The organism is Staphylococcus sp. HMSC056G08, assembly GCF_001812305.1.
Classification (GTDB): Bacteria; Bacillota; Bacilli; order Staphylococcales; family Staphylococcaceae; genus Staphylococcus; species Staphylococcus simulans.
Genome location: NZ_KV808457.1, coordinates 1 through 16108, shown reverse-complemented (window position 1 = coordinate 16108; position 16108 = coordinate 1). Strand labels below are relative to the sequence as shown.

At 35.7% G+C, this 16108-nt stretch carries 23 protein-coding genes and 1 pseudogene; 4 read left to right on the top strand and 20 right to left on the bottom strand.

What is annotated here, in order from left to right; translation table 11 throughout:
* Positions 1 to 69: 69 nt before the first annotated feature.
* The 3 genes from HMPREF2846_RS04955 to HMPREF2846_RS04945 are packed head-to-tail and all read left to right on the top strand — an operon-like array spanning position 70 to position 1812.
* Positions 70 to 771, top strand: a complete 702-nt coding sequence (locus HMPREF2846_RS04955; protein ID WP_002481472.1) for a hypothetical protein — start codon at positions 70 to 72, stop codon at positions 769 to 771.
* Positions 772 to 1224, top strand: coding sequence for a YaiI/YqxD family protein (locus HMPREF2846_RS04950; RefSeq protein ID WP_002481471.1), 453 nt, complete (start codon positions 772 to 774; stop codon positions 1222 to 1224).
* Positions 1225 to 1236: 12 nt separating this feature from the next.
* On the top strand, positions 1237 to 1812 hold the full coding sequence (locus HMPREF2846_RS04945) for an LOG family protein (RefSeq protein ID WP_070625973.1): 576 nt from the start codon (positions 1237 to 1239) through the stop codon (positions 1810 to 1812).
* Positions 1813 to 1886: 74 nt separating this feature from the next.
* On the opposite strand, the gene HMPREF2846_RS04940 is transcribed toward HMPREF2846_RS04945, so the two are convergent.
* From HMPREF2846_RS04940 to HMPREF2846_RS04930, 3 genes are all read right to left on the bottom strand, one after another.
* Positions 1887 to 2432, bottom strand: coding sequence for a GNAT family N-acetyltransferase (locus HMPREF2846_RS04940; RefSeq protein ID WP_023015424.1), 546 nt, complete (start codon positions 2430 to 2432; stop codon positions 1887 to 1889).
* Between the two features lie 178 nt (positions 2433 to 2610).
* Entirely contained in the window at positions 2611 to 2922 is a 312-nt protein-coding gene (locus HMPREF2846_RS04935; RefSeq protein WP_070625971.1) for a hypothetical protein, read from the bottom strand.
* A gap of 71 nt (positions 2923 to 2993) precedes the next feature.
* The gene (locus HMPREF2846_RS04930) at positions 2994 to 3374 is read right to left on the bottom strand and encodes an SA0632 family lipoprotein (protein ID WP_070625969.1); all 381 of its coding nucleotides are present in this window, start codon (positions 3372 to 3374) and stop codon (positions 2994 to 2996) included.
* 204 nt (positions 3375 to 3578) lie between these two features.
* Between HMPREF2846_RS04930 and HMPREF2846_RS04925 the strand changes: the two genes are divergently transcribed.
* Positions 3579 to 4265 (top strand): DUF1129 family protein, encoded by a 687-nt coding sequence (locus tag HMPREF2846_RS04925; protein ID WP_002481466.1) that lies wholly within the window; start codon positions 3579 to 3581, stop codon positions 4263 to 4265.
* Positions 4266 to 4342: 77 nt separating this feature from the next.
* On the opposite strand, the gene HMPREF2846_RS04920 is transcribed toward HMPREF2846_RS04925, so the two are convergent.
* From HMPREF2846_RS04920 to HMPREF2846_RS04840, 17 genes and pseudogenes are all read right to left on the bottom strand, one after another.
* The gene (locus tag HMPREF2846_RS04920; protein ID WP_002481465.1) at positions 4343 to 4831 is read right to left on the bottom strand and encodes a DUF456 domain-containing protein; all 489 of its coding nucleotides are present in this window, start codon (positions 4829 to 4831) and stop codon (positions 4343 to 4345) included.
* 14 nt (positions 4832 to 4845) lie between these two features.
* Positions 4846 to 6042, bottom strand: a complete 1197-nt coding sequence (locus HMPREF2846_RS04915; protein ID WP_002481464.1) for a sugar efflux transporter — start codon at positions 6040 to 6042, stop codon at positions 4846 to 4848.
* A 185-nt stretch (positions 6043 to 6227) separates the two neighbouring features.
* On the bottom strand, positions 6228 to 7097 hold the full coding sequence (locus HMPREF2846_RS04910) for a LysR family transcriptional regulator (RefSeq protein WP_023015426.1): 870 nt from the start codon (positions 7095 to 7097) through the stop codon (positions 6228 to 6230).
* Between the two features lie 132 nt (positions 7098 to 7229).
* Positions 7230 to 7802 carry a ribonuclease FAU-1 family protein gene (locus HMPREF2846_RS04905; RefSeq protein ID WP_002481462.1) on the bottom strand — a complete coding sequence of 191 codons (573 nt, stop codon included), beginning with the start codon at positions 7800 to 7802 and terminating at the stop codon, positions 7230 to 7232.
* A gap of 237 nt (positions 7803 to 8039) precedes the next feature.
* Positions 8040 to 8426, bottom strand: coding sequence for a gas vesicle accessory protein GvpU (gene gvpU, locus HMPREF2846_RS04900; RefSeq protein ID WP_002481461.1), 387 nt, complete (start codon positions 8424 to 8426; stop codon positions 8040 to 8042).
* Between the two features lie 21 nt (positions 8427 to 8447).
* A complete protein-coding gene (locus HMPREF2846_RS04895; RefSeq protein ID WP_070625967.1) occupies positions 8448 to 9800 on the bottom strand; it encodes a hypothetical protein in 1353 nt (450 codons plus the stop codon).
* 600 nt (positions 9801 to 10400) lie between these two features.
* Positions 10401 to 10715, bottom strand: a pseudogene (locus tag HMPREF2846_RS04890) (gas vesicle protein); the annotation flags it as partial.
* A 40-nt stretch (positions 10716 to 10755) separates the two neighbouring features.
* Complete coding sequence (locus tag HMPREF2846_RS04885; protein WP_002481458.1) at positions 10756 to 11040, bottom strand: gas vesicle protein K; 285 nt, start codon at positions 11038 to 11040, stop codon at positions 10756 to 10758.
* The gene (locus tag HMPREF2846_RS04880) at positions 11024 to 11287 is read right to left on the bottom strand and encodes a gas vesicle protein (RefSeq protein ID WP_002481457.1); all 264 of its coding nucleotides are present in this window, start codon (positions 11285 to 11287) and stop codon (positions 11024 to 11026) included. Before HMPREF2846_RS04880 ends, HMPREF2846_RS04885 begins: the two co-directional genes overlap by 17 nt.
* Before the next feature lie 17 nt (positions 11288 to 11304).
* Positions 11305 to 12114, bottom strand: coding sequence for a GvpL/GvpF family gas vesicle protein (locus HMPREF2846_RS04875; RefSeq protein ID WP_070625963.1), 810 nt, complete (start codon positions 12112 to 12114; stop codon positions 11305 to 11307).
* A 3-nt stretch (positions 12115 to 12117) separates the two neighbouring features.
* Positions 12118 to 12372: a gas vesicle protein GvpG gene (locus HMPREF2846_RS04870; RefSeq protein WP_002481455.1), complete on the bottom strand. Its 255-nt coding sequence runs from the start codon at positions 12370 to 12372 to the stop codon at positions 12118 to 12120.
* 1 nt (position 12373) lies between these two features.
* Positions 12374 to 13138 (bottom strand): GvpL/GvpF family gas vesicle protein, encoded by a 765-nt coding sequence (locus HMPREF2846_RS04865; protein ID WP_070625961.1) that lies wholly within the window; start codon positions 13136 to 13138, stop codon positions 12374 to 12376.
* A 57-nt stretch (positions 13139 to 13195) separates the two neighbouring features.
* Positions 13196 to 13465, bottom strand: a complete 270-nt coding sequence (gene gvpO / locus HMPREF2846_RS04860) for a gas vesicle protein GvpO (RefSeq protein ID WP_002481453.1) — start codon at positions 13463 to 13465, stop codon at positions 13196 to 13198.
* Positions 13466 to 13540: 75 nt separating this feature from the next.
* A complete protein-coding gene (gene gvpJ, locus HMPREF2846_RS14675) occupies positions 13541 to 13891 on the bottom strand; it encodes a gas vesicle protein GvpJ (protein WP_002481452.1) in 351 nt (116 codons plus the stop codon).
* Positions 13892 to 13951: 60 nt separating this feature from the next.
* Entirely contained in the window at positions 13952 to 14422 is a 471-nt protein-coding gene (gvpQ, locus tag HMPREF2846_RS04850) for a gas vesicle protein GvpQ (protein WP_070625959.1), read from the bottom strand.
* A gap of 295 nt (positions 14423 to 14717) precedes the next feature.
* Entirely contained in the window at positions 14718 to 15209 is a 492-nt protein-coding gene (locus HMPREF2846_RS04845; protein ID WP_070625958.1) for a cupin domain-containing protein, read from the bottom strand.
* 3 nt (positions 15210 to 15212) lie between these two features.
* The gene (locus HMPREF2846_RS04840; RefSeq protein WP_002481447.1) at positions 15213 to 15929 is read right to left on the bottom strand and encodes a YebC/PmpR family DNA-binding transcriptional regulator; all 717 of its coding nucleotides are present in this window, start codon (positions 15927 to 15929) and stop codon (positions 15213 to 15215) included.
* Positions 15930 to 16108 lie beyond the last annotated feature (179 nt).

Sequence of the window (16108 nt, the reverse complement as noted above, 5' to 3'; positions counted from 1 at the left end):
GGTATTCGTTTATCCCCTAATCAGTCGGGGTATTTAAATGTTATATACTAATAAATGGAGGCCATTCAAATGGAGAAGAAACGATTAATTAGAACATTGTTAACGGTATTACCTATCATTCTTGTACCTTTAATTGTGGAAAGAAAACGCATCAAAGATCATCCTGATGTACAAAAATTGAATGATAAAACCGCAGATTTAAGACAAAGTGTTTCTGACAAGTCTTCACAATTTGCGAGCGGTGTATCAGATAAATCTTCTAAAGCTGCGTCAGCGGTTTCTAATAAATCTTCTGACCTTAAACAATATGTAAGCGAGAAGAAACAAGAAATCGAAGAAAAACGCCAAGCTAAAAAAGAAGCGAAAGCCAATGACCCAGAACGCATCAAAGCTAAAGGTGACAAATTAGAAAAACAAAACGCTAAAGAAGCTGAAAAAATGGCGAAGAAATTAGAGAAAAACATTGAAAAACGCCATAAAAAAGAAGATAAAGATTCAGAAGCAACTCGTAAACGTCTCGTGAAAGAATTAAAAGACGCTCAGAAATACGAGAAAAAAGTCGGACTTGTACCAGGCGGTCAATCTGACAAACAACTTCACAATAAAGGTGAAGAACTTGAACAAGAAAATAAAGATGAAGCTTATGACATGAACCGTATTTTAGAAGATCGCATTGAACAACGTTTAAAAGCTGAAGAGGAAGCTAGACGTGCCAACGAAGAAGAACGCATCGCAGAGATTCAAAAACATGAAAATAAGCCGAATCTCTAAATGACACAAGTCATTATTGATGGTGATGCTTGTCCCGTTACAGATTCAATTATTCAATTGACTGAAGGGACAGGCATTTTTGTTGTGTTGGTACGTAGTTATGCACACTTTTCAATGCGAGATTATCCTGACCATGTTCGTGTCGTTTACGTCGATGATGGTCCTGATCAAGTGGATTATAAAATTGTTCAATTAGCCAAGCCAAATGACATTGTAGTCACACAAGATTATGGTTTAGCTAACCTATTGATTAATAAAATACAGTACGTGATGCATCATAATGGTATGCTATATAGTGATAAGAATATTAATTCCTTACTCGAACAACGTTATTTGAATGCACAAACCAGACGTCAAGGCGGACGTCATAAAGGTCCGAAAAAGTTCTCAGAAGAGACACGCAATCATTTTGAGCAAGCATTTAAACGTGTAATCAATCAGATTTCTTCTTAGGAGATGACATTTATGAGTAAATTAAAACGTATTGCAGTATTTTGCGGCGCAAGCAGAGGGAAAGATAAAGTTTATATGGAGCAAGGCTATGCCTTAGGTAAATACATGGCAGAAAATGGTTATACTTTAGTCTACGGTGCCGGCTCTGTCGGTGTAATGGGCGCAATTTCTAATGGCGTCTTAGATAACGGTGGAGAAGCGATTGGTGTGATGCCGAAAAGCTTAGATGATAAAGAAATTACGAGCCAACGCTTAACAGATTTAGTGTTAGTAGATTCACTTCATGGTCGCAAAGCCAAAATGAGTGAATTAGCCGATGCATTTATCTTAGCACCTGGCGGCGCTGGTTCACTTGAAGAGTTCTTTGAAACATATAGTTGGGCACAAATCGGTATCCACGATAAACCGATGGCAGTTTTTAATATCAACAATTTTTTCGAACCGCTTCAACAACTCATTGAATCTATGATTGAAGCTGGTTTTATTGATGATAAATATCGCGGCTTAGCTCCGCTTTATGATAACTTAGATGATTTATTCAACGGTTTAGAACACTATCGTTCTGTCGGTACACGTACTTATGATTAACACTTCTAAATTAAATAACATACTTATGTTCATTCCAAACAAAAAGCGAGAAACGTCACCTTGAGTTTCTCGCTTTATTCATTCAGCTTTTTATAATATCTGACTTGTGTTTTTAATGGATGAGCTACTGACACATTTGGTAATTCATAGTCTTCTAAATATGTCATACCAATTTTTTCCATCACTCTTCTTGAAGCCATATTTGTTTTGGCTGTTAGACTATAAACTTCTTCGATACCTTTTTCTTTGGCATATTCAAGCACTGCTTTTGCCCCTTCTGTTGCGATACCATTGTCCCAAACCTCAGGTATCAAACGCCATCCAATTTCAAAGAAAGGCAGATCTTTAAATGGATACTGACTGCGTTTAGGGAGATAATTCAATCCGATAAAGCCAATCCATTCTCCGCTTTCTTTCAATTCTACCGCAAATAAACCAATGCCTGATTGTTTCAGTTGTTTCTGCATCGCCTGCATATCCAATTCAGAACGGCGATAGCTTAATATACTTGGGAAGAATCTGCGAACTTGTCGATTCGCATTCATTTTTTGAAATGGTAATAAATCTTTATCTTCCCAATCTCTTAACTTTAAACGTTGTGTTTCCAAATATACACTCATTTGATTCCACCTCGTACACCCATTCAATCTCTTGTGCTCTATCTAAAAAATCGATATACAAAAAAGCACTTTAGTAAAGTGTTCTCTAATCATGATAGTAATGCAAAGCGATATGACTTCACTTATAAGCGCCTTTTTGTATACTTTATAAGATTGTCGAAATTACTTATAGTTGCGATTATGCTTGAGGAAATTCAGAACGCGTATTATGACTGATTAATTGAACAGTTACAGGCACTTCTTGTAAACGATCACGTTCGCTTTTAGGTGCTGTAAATACTACGTCAACAAAATCGCCTAAATGACTTAATTTATAAGTTGCTTCAAATGTATCTGTATCTGATTCAAAATTAGGCTTTTGCGCAACTCTGCGTCTTACTTGTGCTGAAGGCGCATCATGTTGGTAGCCTGTAATTTTTTCGATGGCTTTGCCGACTTCTCTTAAAGTCATCTTATTACCTTCTAATTCAAAAAATTGTTGTTCGTACATGATTCAATCGACTCCTTTAGTTCGTTTATCCATTACCTATTTAATACCCTTCTGACTTTTCAAACAAACGCTTAAGACGGTTTGTTTTCTTTCTTGTCAGAATGCGGTGTGTGTGATTTTTGATCACTTTCTTTTGTTGTGTTAGATGACGTTTTTGCTGCTTTTTCCTTTTTATCTTTAGCTTCTTGTTCTTTTTTAGCTTTGTCTTCTGCTTCAGATTGTTGTTTTGCTCTTTCTGTCGCAACTTTATCTTTCACTTCATCTTCTAACTTATCTACACGTTCTTTCACTGATTTTTGTTCTTTTTCCAACTTCTCTTTTTTATCTTTCAACTGTTTATTTTCTTTCTCTAGTTGTTTGATATCATTCTCAAGCGCTGTCTTCTCGTCACTTTTACCGCAAGCACTTAACATTAAAGTTGAAGCTAACAGCACCATCACCACTTTTTTCATGTATCTTTAACTCCTTTTACCATGAATCCAACGCCTATGTAACGTCAATTTGCTATGTATATTTTACCATGTATCCGGCTTCGCTCATAGTTTCCACGCATACACTAAAAAAAGAAAGCGAGATATTGCTTCAATCATTGATTTATGCGCGCAATTTAGTCATAATATGCTTGATTGTATAATATGAATCGGAGGGCAAAAGCAATGGCTAAATCTACAGAACAATTGATGCGCGAAAATAACGTAAAAGCGTTGCATCTTAATAATACAGACCGCGAAATTTTCGAAAGCTATATGACTTATATTCGTGCTGATTTACGCGTCAACCCTCATGATTCTGAATTAATGTTGAATCGTATTTTAAAAGAACTGCTAAAATCAGAAAACCAGGGTATGTTAGCCATGGATTTCTTTGATCATAATCCTCGTGCGCATGCGAAAGAAACGATTAAAAAACTAAAAAACGAAACGGTACAAAATATTTTCAAATATATTTGGCATCACATTTTGTTTTTACTTGGTATTTTTGCGTTCTTTAAAGGATTTATAGGCTTCTTCATAGGTGAAAAACCTATCTATTATTTCACATTCCCAATCATCGTTTTAATGGGATTATTTATCATCTTTTTATTCGTATGGTGGATTTTTAAAACGGTACAAATACAAGCTTTCAATAAGTCTAACTGGGTTTGGCTTTTAACTTATGCCGTTATTTTCGGCTTAATTGCGCTGTTATTTTATGTCTTATATATTCCGCAATCTTATCTTACATTTGGTCCGTCCATTCATATTGGTAATTGGACATTTATTATTGTCTCATTCATCATCACGCCAATTGCGTTTTATGTCGACCATCATTTTGTGAAGAAAAACAGCAATACTTATTTATGATAAATTAAAAAACAGCCTCAAAAGCAGGATTATCTTTGCTTTTGAGGCTGTTAGTGTTTGCACTATTTCTCAATAATTTAGTTAATTAAAATTGCTAAGAAGAACCAAATGACCATAATGATCATGACCATGGCTTGAGCTGCAGTGCTTGCTAAAAAGCCGACAACTGAACCAAAACTGGCTTTAAGTGCAGTCATTGGGTCACGTCTTAATACCATTTCTACAATAAACACTGCGATTAACGGAACTAAAATAATACCGAATGGCGGGAAAACAAAACAACCGACAATCACACCGATTAAAGCTGTGATTTCCCCTGCTTTAGAACCGCCAAAGCGTCTAGTGAAGTATTGGCTCATCATCAGATCAGCCACAAAAATAAAGATTGTTAAAATAATCATTGAGATATAAAAGACCCAAGATAATTTTCCGTTATGAAAACCGATTTGATAAATTAAAAATCCAATCCACATCATTGGCATTGATGGGATAACAGGTTTAATCAAACCAATAAATGCGGTAACGAAACACGCAATAATCAATAGCCATAAAATTGTTGCTAGCATGGTAAACCTCTTTCTTATTCAATAAATTTCTGCTCTTTCGTAAAGAAGATTAAAATCATTCCTAATGCTAAAGAAGCAGCGGATACATAGAATACATTCCCTAATCCTACGATTTGACTCATCACACCGCCAAGTAAATTCCCACATAGTTGACCTATTACAAGCGCATTCGCAAAGAGTGTTGAAGAATAACCCGGGAAATCAGGCAGGATGTCTTGGAAGTAACTGATACCAATCCCTAATAATACCGCTAAAAACATTGCTAAAAAGACTTGTCCAAGCATCATCATATAAATGTTATCAAACACTCCGATACTGAAGAAGAAGAGTGCACCAAACAATGCGCCGAATATCAATAAGGTTCTTGTTTCAAGTTTCGCAGACAAAACACCTAGGATAATCATAAATGGCACTTCTAAGCCTGCACACAAGCTCGCAAGCACTCCGACATAGTCTTCACTCTCATGAAGATAATTCGTCACAAATAGAGGCATATTAAGCGTGTACATCCACTGTCCAATATGGAGTAAGATAAATGCAACAAATGGTACGATTAATTTCTTGTGTGTCAACATACTTGGGGCTTTACGCTCGATATGTGTCCCTTCTTCAATTGGGCGATTTGTTTTCACTTCTTTAAAGAAGAAGACTTGAAGTAACAGTGTAAATAATAAAATAACTACTGTACCGCCGAACAAACCGGCATAGCCCATACTTTTATTTAACAAAGCTCCGATTAACGGACCAAATAAAAACCCGAACGAGAACATAGAACGTAATACTGTATTAGCAAATTTTGCACGACCGCGTGAAGAGGATGCATTAATAGATTCACGAGCTGAAGCATAAAGTTGAGGCATTGCAGGTGCGAACAAACCTTGGAACAAAGCATATAACGCAATATACAGCCAGATTGTATGAACATAGAAGTAAATACCGAAACTCATTGCGCCCATAAACAGCGCACCGATAATTAAGACTTTACGGTTTACATTCCCTCTGTCAGAAAAACGTGCCACAATGGTATTAACAGTAAACTGACTGATTGCGGCTAGTGCTAATAAGACGCCGAACTGAGTAGTTGTCATACCAAGTTCATTTGTCGCAAATAAAACAAGATAAGGAATCGTAATCGCAATCCCCATGCCGACCAGCATCATATTAACTACGAATAATTTATAATTTTTAATGTGCAGTAACGCTGCAAACATAGTCTAACCTCTCTTAAAACTTATTTAGATAATCTCTAGTTTAATCAATTTTCTTACCTTTTGGAATAGATGTACAAAGATTTCCATTAAAACAGCATATAATTTCAAAAAGCGGCGTTTCTATATAGAAATCTTCACACAAGAGAAAAAGACACCCTAGCTAGGATGTCTTATTTACACATCAGTTAATTCTGCGGAGCTTTCGCAATATCATTTACGACTAATTCTACAAATGATTCCACTTGTGGCAATTGCAACATACTAGAATCGTAACTTAGATAGGTTGAACGCACTAACGGATGTGTTTCTATATCAACTTGCTCAAAGTCAAAGCGTTCTGTGTCTAAATCTTTTACCATAATTTCTGGTAATACAGTTACACCTACACCGCCGACTAACATTTCTTTACAAGTCGCAACTTGGTCTACGGATATCATCGCATGATAATCACGTCCTAAATTACGACCATACCATTCTTTAATCTGGTTAATATAAATCGGATCAGCTTGAAACTCAATAAACGGCAGTTCTGGTGCTTTATCTCTTTGACCCTTAGGATAAATAAAATAATGTTTATCATTAAACAAATGCTGATTGTTCAAATTCAAAATCTTGCTTCCACGGATAATCATCACGTGATAATCACGATGATGCGCTTTTATATGATCAGTAGAACCTACTTTTACTTGAATTTCAACATTGGGGTATTGATCGTTATAGTGACTAAGTATTTGGGGTAATAAAGTTTGGCCGATTAAAGAAGAGCACCCTATAGAGATAGTGCCATTTACTTCGCCCATATGTGCTTGCATCTTATCAAAAAATAAACGCTCGCGCTTCAACATGTCGCGCGCATGTTCAATAACCATCGCACCTTCAGTTGTAGTGATCAACTGCTTCTTAGTACGAATAAAAATATCAACGCCGAAGGCACTTTCTATGGCCTTTAATCGTTGTGTTACAGCAGGTTGAGAAATATAAAGAATTTCAGCTGCTTTACGCAATGTACGTGTTTCATCTAACGTGATTAACAAACGGTAATCCTCAATCTTCACGTTTTATCCTCCTACTTCCTTCAATCCTTTTCTACTATGAAATAAAAACCATGCGGCAGTCTTATGACAGCGACAGCATGGTACCTTTCATACAAACACTCTTTCACACTGTATGCTGGGTTCTCCTGACTGTTATCCTCGGTGATGATGCGTCGTATGTTTATCGTTTAAATACTTATGTTTAATCTTATTATAGCAATACATGATATTTTCTTGCATACTTGGAAAATCATGATCAATCTTCATCATTAACTGATGTGCAATGATGTATGCTTCGTGATATTGTTTCTTCGAAATTTGTTTTGTTTCTAATGCTCGTAATAAATCATCCTCGTCAACCAACTCATATTCTCCATTAGGCAATACAATAACATCTAAGCATAAATCTACTGTGCGTGCTTTACCTTTTTGCGTGATATTTTTAATATTGATATCGAAATAATATTCAAGTGGGTTGCCTTTTTCATCTAGCATCACTGTTATACTGTAACGTTTCTTATCCGGTACAATTTGAAGCCATTGATAGTTATCATCTGCGACTATCATGGTTTTACCGACGACAGAAACTTTTAAAGGTTCCTTTACTTTCTTCATTGTGATTAAGCCAATGATTCCTTTGAATTTATTATTATTCACCTTAACTTCAGTATAATCTCTTTCAATCAGACGACGCCAGTGACGTTTGTCGATGTATTTTACTTTCACTGTCACCAACTCCTTGACATTATTATATAAAACTGTCACATACATGTCACTCAATGTTTGATATTATTAAAAGTATTACACAAATTAAAAGCTCTTTTTACAAGTTGTACACATAACAATAGAGTCCTGTAAGTAAAACAGAAATAGCTTACAACAATAGAAAGGACCGTACTTTCAGCTGATAAGTACGGTCCCTTGTTTTATATCACACTATTTATTCAGTGCTTATATTAAGTTTTAATTACTTTTAATTTTCCCTAAAAAGAAACTGTTTACTTCGCTTAATTTACCTCTCCAAATCAACTTACCACTTGAAGGTGTAGGTTTATTCTCACTGATAAAGATACTTGTATCTTTTAAGTGAATATAATTGATTTCATCGTTATCACTTTCAGCGGCATAGTCACCAGCTTCATCTAAGTCTTCGCTAAATTGTTTAGACGTTGCATTGCCGCCTTTAAATGATTTGCTTAATGTTTTAAAGTATTCTTTCGCTGAAATCAATGTACCAGTCACAATGGCACCGTCGACTAATAACGAAATATCTAGAGTAAAGTCGTCTTCGTTTGCGGCTTTTACAAATGATTCAAGAATATCATCTTTAGATGTTTGTTTGTTACTCATTATATCATTCCTCTCGTTTAATTATCTGTCACCTGTGTCATCATGACTTTCTATCCACGTTCCAGCTTTTTCTTCAGACGTTTCTTCTTGCTTCTTAGTGGTCTGTGTTTTTTCTTTTTGCCTAGAAGAGGTTTCTTCTTGTTCTTCTTGAAGTTTTTCTTCAGGTTCTTTTTCATCTTGTTGATTTGTTTTAGTTTCTTGTCTTTCATTTTCTTCAATTTCTTCTGATTGTTCGTCATCACTATCATCCTTTTTGAACAGGCTTGCCGTTGATGTTTTCAAGCCTTTGAGTTTTGCTCTGGCAACTTGATTGAATTGAGTGTCTTTTTCTTTTGAACCCTTCTCTTCCTCGTTGTCTTCATCTTTAGTTTGTTCAGGTTCAGTTAGCATCTTTGAGTTTTTAGATTCCCCCGTTGCCTTTTCTTTACTATCATTTTTTTCGCTTTCATCATCTTCGTCAGATTGATTATCTGGTTTAGAATTATCAGCTTTTTTCTTTGATGTAGATTTCTTAGGCTGTTTTGTTTTCGAATTAGACTCTTCATCTTTTGAATCCTCAGAATCAGGTTTTACATTATCTGCTTTTTTAGACTCATCTGTTTCAGTTGAAACTTCCTCAGCTTCGTCTTCGGACTCTTCAGTCTCATCGTCTGATTTATCTTCTGATTGATCAGATTCATCTGCTTCTGATGCATTATCCGATTCTGATTCAGGCTCTTCTTCTGATTCGGGTTTTTCAGAAGTTTTTTCAGCTGATGTTTTTGATGATTTCTCATCTACTTCTGTTTCTTCTGATGCGTCCTCGTCTTTTGAAGTGTCTTCTTTGGACTCTTCAGCTGCGTCGTCGGATTCTTCTTCTGATTCGTCAGGTTCATCTGCTTCTGATGTGTCATCTTCTGATACTAATTCTGTCTCATCTTCCGGCTCAGATTTTTTTGATGCTTTTTTATCCGCACTAGTTTCTTCTGATTCATCAGTGTCTTCATCTTTCGATGTGTCATCTTCTTCAGAATCTTCTACATCATCATCTTCGGATTTAGCTTCAGAATCATCTTCTTTTTTAGTTTTTGCTTTATTTTTCTTAGTTGCTTTTTTGTCTTGTTTTTCTTTTTCTTCGTCTTCATCATCTGATGCTTGTTCTTCTTCGGATTCATTTTTCTTTGATTTACGTGATTTTAACTTGCTGAAGATGTTCTTTTTCTTCTTCTTACCTTCAGGTTTGTCGCTATCTTCTTCGGATTCTTCTTCAGAATTATCTTCTGATTCATCTGTTTCCTCATCAGATTCAGAATCATCGTCATCTTCTAAGTCTTCATCATCATCCGACTCTTCTTTATCAGATTTATGCGATTTGAATCTATCGAAGAATTTCATTTTCTTCTTACCTTTAGGCTTATCGCTGTCTTCGTCTGCTGAATCATCTTCTTCAGTTTCTTCGTTGTCTTCTGTATCTTCTACTTCCTCTGTTTCAGATTCATCAGTGTCATTTTCATCGTTGTCTTGATCGTTTTGATTTTCTTCATTTTCTCGATCATCTTCACCTTGGACTAATACTGTTGTATTTTCTTCTTTGTCTTCATCTTCTTGAATGTCGTGTGATTTTTCTTCGTCGGGTGCTTTTTTTTTGAAAGGATTGTTAGGGGAAGGTGTTAAGCTGCTTATTTTTTTCTTAGTTGTATGACCAAATTCTTTGGCAGTCCCTTTTAATACAATTTTACTTAATTCTTTTACGATTTTCTTACGGCTCTTAGGAGCCGTAAGATAACCGAAAGAAGCCCCTACTAATCCACCAGCTATGGTTTTGGTTAAGTTGATTTCACGCTTTTGATTCTTTTTTGTTTTTTTCTAGATTTTTTACTCATCCTTATCCTCTCCATCTAATTGCTTATCGGATGCCTTTTTGGTTGAAGCCTTTTTGGTTGAAGCATTTTTAGCTGTAGACTTCTCTGTTGAAGGTGCTTCATTTTGTTCGTTGAGTTTATTTTCTAAAGCTTCAACTTTCTTTTGTAGTTCTTTGTTTTCAGCTTCAGCATTTTGTTGTTCTGCAATTTTCATGTCTGTAGCTCTAGATGTGAGATACGGATCTGTTTCCCACCAATCTAAGCCCATTTCTTTAGCCTTATCAACTGAAGCTACGATTAAACGAATTTTGATGGTCAATAATTCGACATCTGCGATGCCGACTCTGATATCTCCGGCGATTACGACACCTTTATCTAATACTTTCTCTAATACATCTACTAAGTTACTAGAACCGTTTGAAGCAGGAGGCAGTTGTTCATTTGCCATAACTTATTCTCACTCCCTTAATCAAATTCATAACGAACTGTTACATAAGTCTTCCTAAAGGACCTAAGTCGATGTTTAAATCTTCATCGTCTAGTCCAAATACGTCTTTCAGTTCTTCCATTTTTTCTTCTAAATCCATTAAGGCAACACCTAACTCTTCGATTTGTTCGTCAGTCAGTGTTCCGCCTTCTACACGTCTGATGGCATGGCGTTCTACAATTTGTCTCAATAACTCAATTACTGTCATTACTAATTGCGCTAATCCATCTTCTGCATTATCTTGGCCTAAGTTGATACGTGAGCTATTATTATTCATCTGTGGCATCTAGAAGTTCCCTCCTTTGTTCATCAAATGCTTCGGAAGTAATATCATGTCGACGATTGCCCATAGAAGACTGTACTAATGTTTCTACTGAAGAAATCAAAACACGTAAGTCTAAATAGACTAAGTCTATATTGGCAATCGAAATGATTAAATCTCCTCTGATCGCAACACCTTTATCGAGAATGACATCTAAAATATCAATGAGACCGACTTCTTTGTTTTCTATAGTTTCTCTTGTCGACGGCATCTCTATCCACCTCCATATTAGTTAAAGCTAGAAAAATGGTAGGCAGGCCAAGGTCCAGCGACTTCTATATGCCATCCTTCTTCTGGTAATTCATTTTTAGTGTCATCAATGACTTCAAGAAAATCATTTACCTTTTCATTAGGTACAAGATAGACACTGTTATATACCATTTCTTCTTCTAAACCTGTTACATCTCTGCCCCAATTCTTTTTAATTGAGAAATCAACAGCTAATGCTTTGAGGTTTTGATGTAAGTCTTCGCTGACTCGGTCTTTTTCATTTTCTAACTCTTTATCAACGATGCTGTCAATTTTCTTTTCCGCAAAGAAACGACGGCCGCGTGGCAAGTCTTTGATTTCTTCACGTTTTTCTTCAACAGCTTTGTTATTTTTGCTGACTTCTTTGCGAAGTTTCTTATCGTTTGTATAAATTTTAACTGTCCATTCTTCTTTATCTTCTAGGAAATTGAAAGTGGCAGTAATTTTTTCGCTATAACCTTGAATTGTTGATTTCAAACTGTCTTTTGTTTTGTAAATCGTACAGAACTTCAATGGAACTAAAGTAAAGTTTTGATAAAGTGTTTCAATCGTTTCATGATGATGAACAGCTTTCTTCTGTAGCCATTCCATATCATTATCGATTTTATCTTCGATTACTTCTTCTGAATATTCATCCCCATCTAAATCACATACAATTGCTGTGATTTTATCATCAACAGGAACTGTATATAAGCTGCCTTCACCATCAAAACCAGTTAGGGAAGGAAGGTATTGGTTTTCTAGTTCCGCTTCTGGAACAAGTGCATATAAATATAACAAGTTTTCCATTCGCTATTCATCTTCCTTTTGTTGTATCATTGCTTCTGCTTCATCAATTTCTTTTTGTTTAGCAGTTTCATAACGTGCTAATAATTGTTCTTCTTTTTCTTTGTATTCGTCTTCTGGTATCTCACCTAGTTCTTCTTGCATTTGTAATTGAATTAATTTCTTTTCAATTGTCGGAAGGTCATAAAGTTCTTTGTCCGCTTCATCTTTGACTTGTTCTGCAATTTTTTTCAATAACTTAAGTGAGCCATATACTATCATTTTATGATCCCTCGATATTAAGACGGATATTCACAAAGTTGTAAGCGGCCCATGGACCTGTGTACTTGAACTCTACTTTGTCTTCCCATTTTTCATAGAGTTTATTTACTAAATCATCAAAGGCTTGATCATTTTTCTCATCAACTAAAAACGCTGCATTTAGTAGCATTTTCTCGCTTTGAGGTTCATTCGATTTAGCAGATGCACTCAACTCTGCGAGCGGTTCATAAATATCCGCTTCTATTTTATTAGATAATTGCTTGAAAACATCTTGTGTCGCAGAACCCAGTTGAATACGTTCATAGTAGCCTGCATCTTCTGATTTGCTGCGTACTGATTTTGCCATTTCCTGTAATTTAGGGTCGTCATTCACTACTGACTCTAACCACTCTTGTTTGCCAATGACTTTTAGTCCTAATTCAAATTTTCCTTTGATTTCAGGGAATAACGTTTCAAATTGCGGGTACAATTTTTCAAGTAAAGCTTTAACATCGTCTTTAGACTTAAGTACGTTACCGAAACTGATAGGAATCACTGCATCTTTTTCTTTCATAACAGTCGCCACAACATTTTGGTGCATCATTAAATTATCTTTCTTCGGTGCATAAATCTTCATCGGAACTTCTGCAGCAACAATAGCTGCATCTTTATATCTGATTGTGAACAACTCACGATCTTCACCTTCTACTTCAACAGTTCCGAAATCGTCATTTTGATCTGTCTGTGTTCCACAAAATATATAAATCCCTGTTTCTTCTTGTGCCATAAGCTTATCTCCTTTGAGTACCTAGTATTAGTGTCCTTTAATTAAAGCGTTTATTAATTAACTACCGTCTACTTTACTTCTGTAACGAATACCTTCACGTTTAAATGAAGTGACTTCGCCATCTTTATCTAATACAACGCTATACGTGCCAAGCATTTCATCTTTCGCGTAACGTTTCATATATTCTTTCTCTTCAATCACTTCAACTGTCGCAGTCCAACCTGATTCATCGCCTTCACGTTCTTCGATTGAAGTAATTTTGAAAGGCGGTGCTACATTTTCATTGAAGAATTCTCTAATTTTACTCATAAGTTCTTTGATCGTCATAATTATCCTCCATCAATCTTATATAGTAAGAGATGACGACAACATTCCGTCGCCGCCTCCCTTTTAATTTAAAAATTAAACACTATATTTTGATTTTTTCTTGTCGTCTGCTTCTTTTGTTTCTGCTTCTTCTGGTTCACTTTGTTGAGAAATTTGTTGCTGTTGGTTCGTATCTCCTGAAAGTTGTTCTTGTTGCTGGCCTGGTAAGCCTTCTTCTTCAACTTCATCACGCAGTAAGCCTACAGCTTCTGCATATCTTAACCAAGTATCTACGCTGGCAATTACGATTCTTGCTTCGATAGTTAAGATTTCGATACCTACTACTGAAACTCTAACGTAAGCATCAATAACGATACCTTTATCTAAAATTCTGTCGATTACTTCTGCTAAACTAGACGTATCTGCACTTCTTTGTACTGAACTCATAATGTTCAATCCCCTCTCAAATTGATATTGTTTTCATTCGTTAAACTTTTAATGTTTCTTTTAGTTGTCAATCAATGTTGATTTATTATCTTCTACTCCCTTAATGTCTGAGGCATGTTTAATGTCGTTGTAGCTTTTAATGTTAGAAATACCTTTGATATTTTGAACACTTTTGATTTTTTTCTTGCTGTTACCGGACTCATCTTTGTTGATTTTTTCTTGGAATGCTTCCCCGGCTTCTTTGACTTGTCCTAATTTATCACGTGTCTTTAACAGGGCGCCTTGCATTTTGTCTGTTGCTTTATCTGCAACTTCAGGCACAACTTCTTGGTTTTTCTCTTTCACTTGTTGTAATTTGCCTGCTGCTTGATCTGCTTTATCTTGAACGCCTTCTGTTATTTTCTCTTCCATCATCTCGTGTGCTTTATCTTTTAATTTATCTTTTGCTTTATCTTCAATTTCGTCAGGAGTCTTTTCAATTGCTTTTTTTGCCACTGCACCAGCAGCTTTTTTCACCATTTTATTAGGCATTGTAGACCTCCTTTAAATTGATATTTTCTTTTTTGATAGAAACCACCTTTGACTTATCAATAAATAAAATAAATAAAGATGTCTAAGATGTTTTTCTGTACATTCTTATCGTTTGATTCAAAGGATGTCTGAATACCTTTAAATTATGGCTCACCAGTCCTATTTGACAGAGAGCCATATAAATTTCTGCTATAGTTAAAATATTTCGAGATACAAAAAAAGCACTTGTTTTAGCTTGGGCTCGTTCCCAAAATCTAAAGCAAGTGCCTGGTAAAACATAGATTCAATTTTAAAATCAATCAATAGTTTCTAGTGCATAGTGTTCAATCACTTCAATTAAATGAGGATGCGCTTTTTTAAGTTCCGCTTGATCAAACATTTCAAAATGCTCAAACATGAAACCTGGTTGGCACATACATCCAACCAGCGCATAGCCTTTTTCTTCTTTAATCGAAGAAGCAAAAATTGTACCTGCAGGCACAACATGTTGTAGCACTTCACCCTTTGTTATATCGGGTCCAAGGTCTACCGCTTCATATTGGCCATTAGGATAAATCATATGCACTGTTAAAGTATTACCATAGTGGTAATACCAAATTTCATCTGCATCTATACGATGAAAATGTGAGATATTATCATCTGTTAATAAAAAATAAATACTCGTATAAGCTGGACGTGCTTGTCCTTCTTCTTGGCGTTCAGCTTTAATAATTTCTTTATAATAGCCGCCTTCTGGATGCGGTAATAAATCTAATTGGCGCACCCATTCCGATACAGAATGTTCCATTACTTAATCCAAGTCCACGTTATGATAAACGTTTTGAACATCTTCTAAATCTTCTAACGCATCGATTAAGCCTTCTAAAGTTGCTTTGTCTTCATCTGATAATTGGATGTCGTTTTGAGGTAACATTTCAAATTCAGCAACTTCGAATTCTTCAACGCCGCTTTCTTTTAAAGCTTCTTGTACTTGTGCAAATTGATCTGGTTCAGCATAAACGATAGTTAAATCACCGTCTTCGACAACATCTCGCACATCTAAATCTTTTTCCATTAAAACTTCTAAGATTTCATCTGCAGATTTGCCTTCAAATGCGAAAGTACCTGTATGTGTGAACATATATGATACTGAACCTGATACACCCATGTTACCGCCATTTTTACCGAAAGCAGCACGTACATCTGATGCAGTACGGTTAACATTATTAGTCAATGCATCAACAATCAGCATTGAACCGCTAGGACCAAACCCTTCATAACGTAATTCATCGTAGTTTTCATCATCATTACCTTTTGCTTTGTCAATCGCTCGGTCGATGATGTTTTTCGGTACATTATACGTTTTTGCACGTTCAAGCACTAAACGTAATGCTTGGTTCGATTCTGGATCAGGTTCACCAGATTTCGCAGCTACATAAATTTCTTTACCGAATTTCGCATAAATACGGCTTGTATTTTTATCTTTTTGGGCTTTTTTCTCTTTGATGTTATTCCATTTACGTCCCATACTTCCATCTCGCTTTCGCTCTCAATTTTTAACATCAACTATTATACATGATTTCACGCTTAATATATAGTTATTGAAAACCAAGTTCCCCTTTTGTGCATAATTACTTTGATTTCTCATAAAAAAACAGCCCAAAACTGGGCTGTTCCAGACTGTCGACAAAGTCCTACGGACTTGTC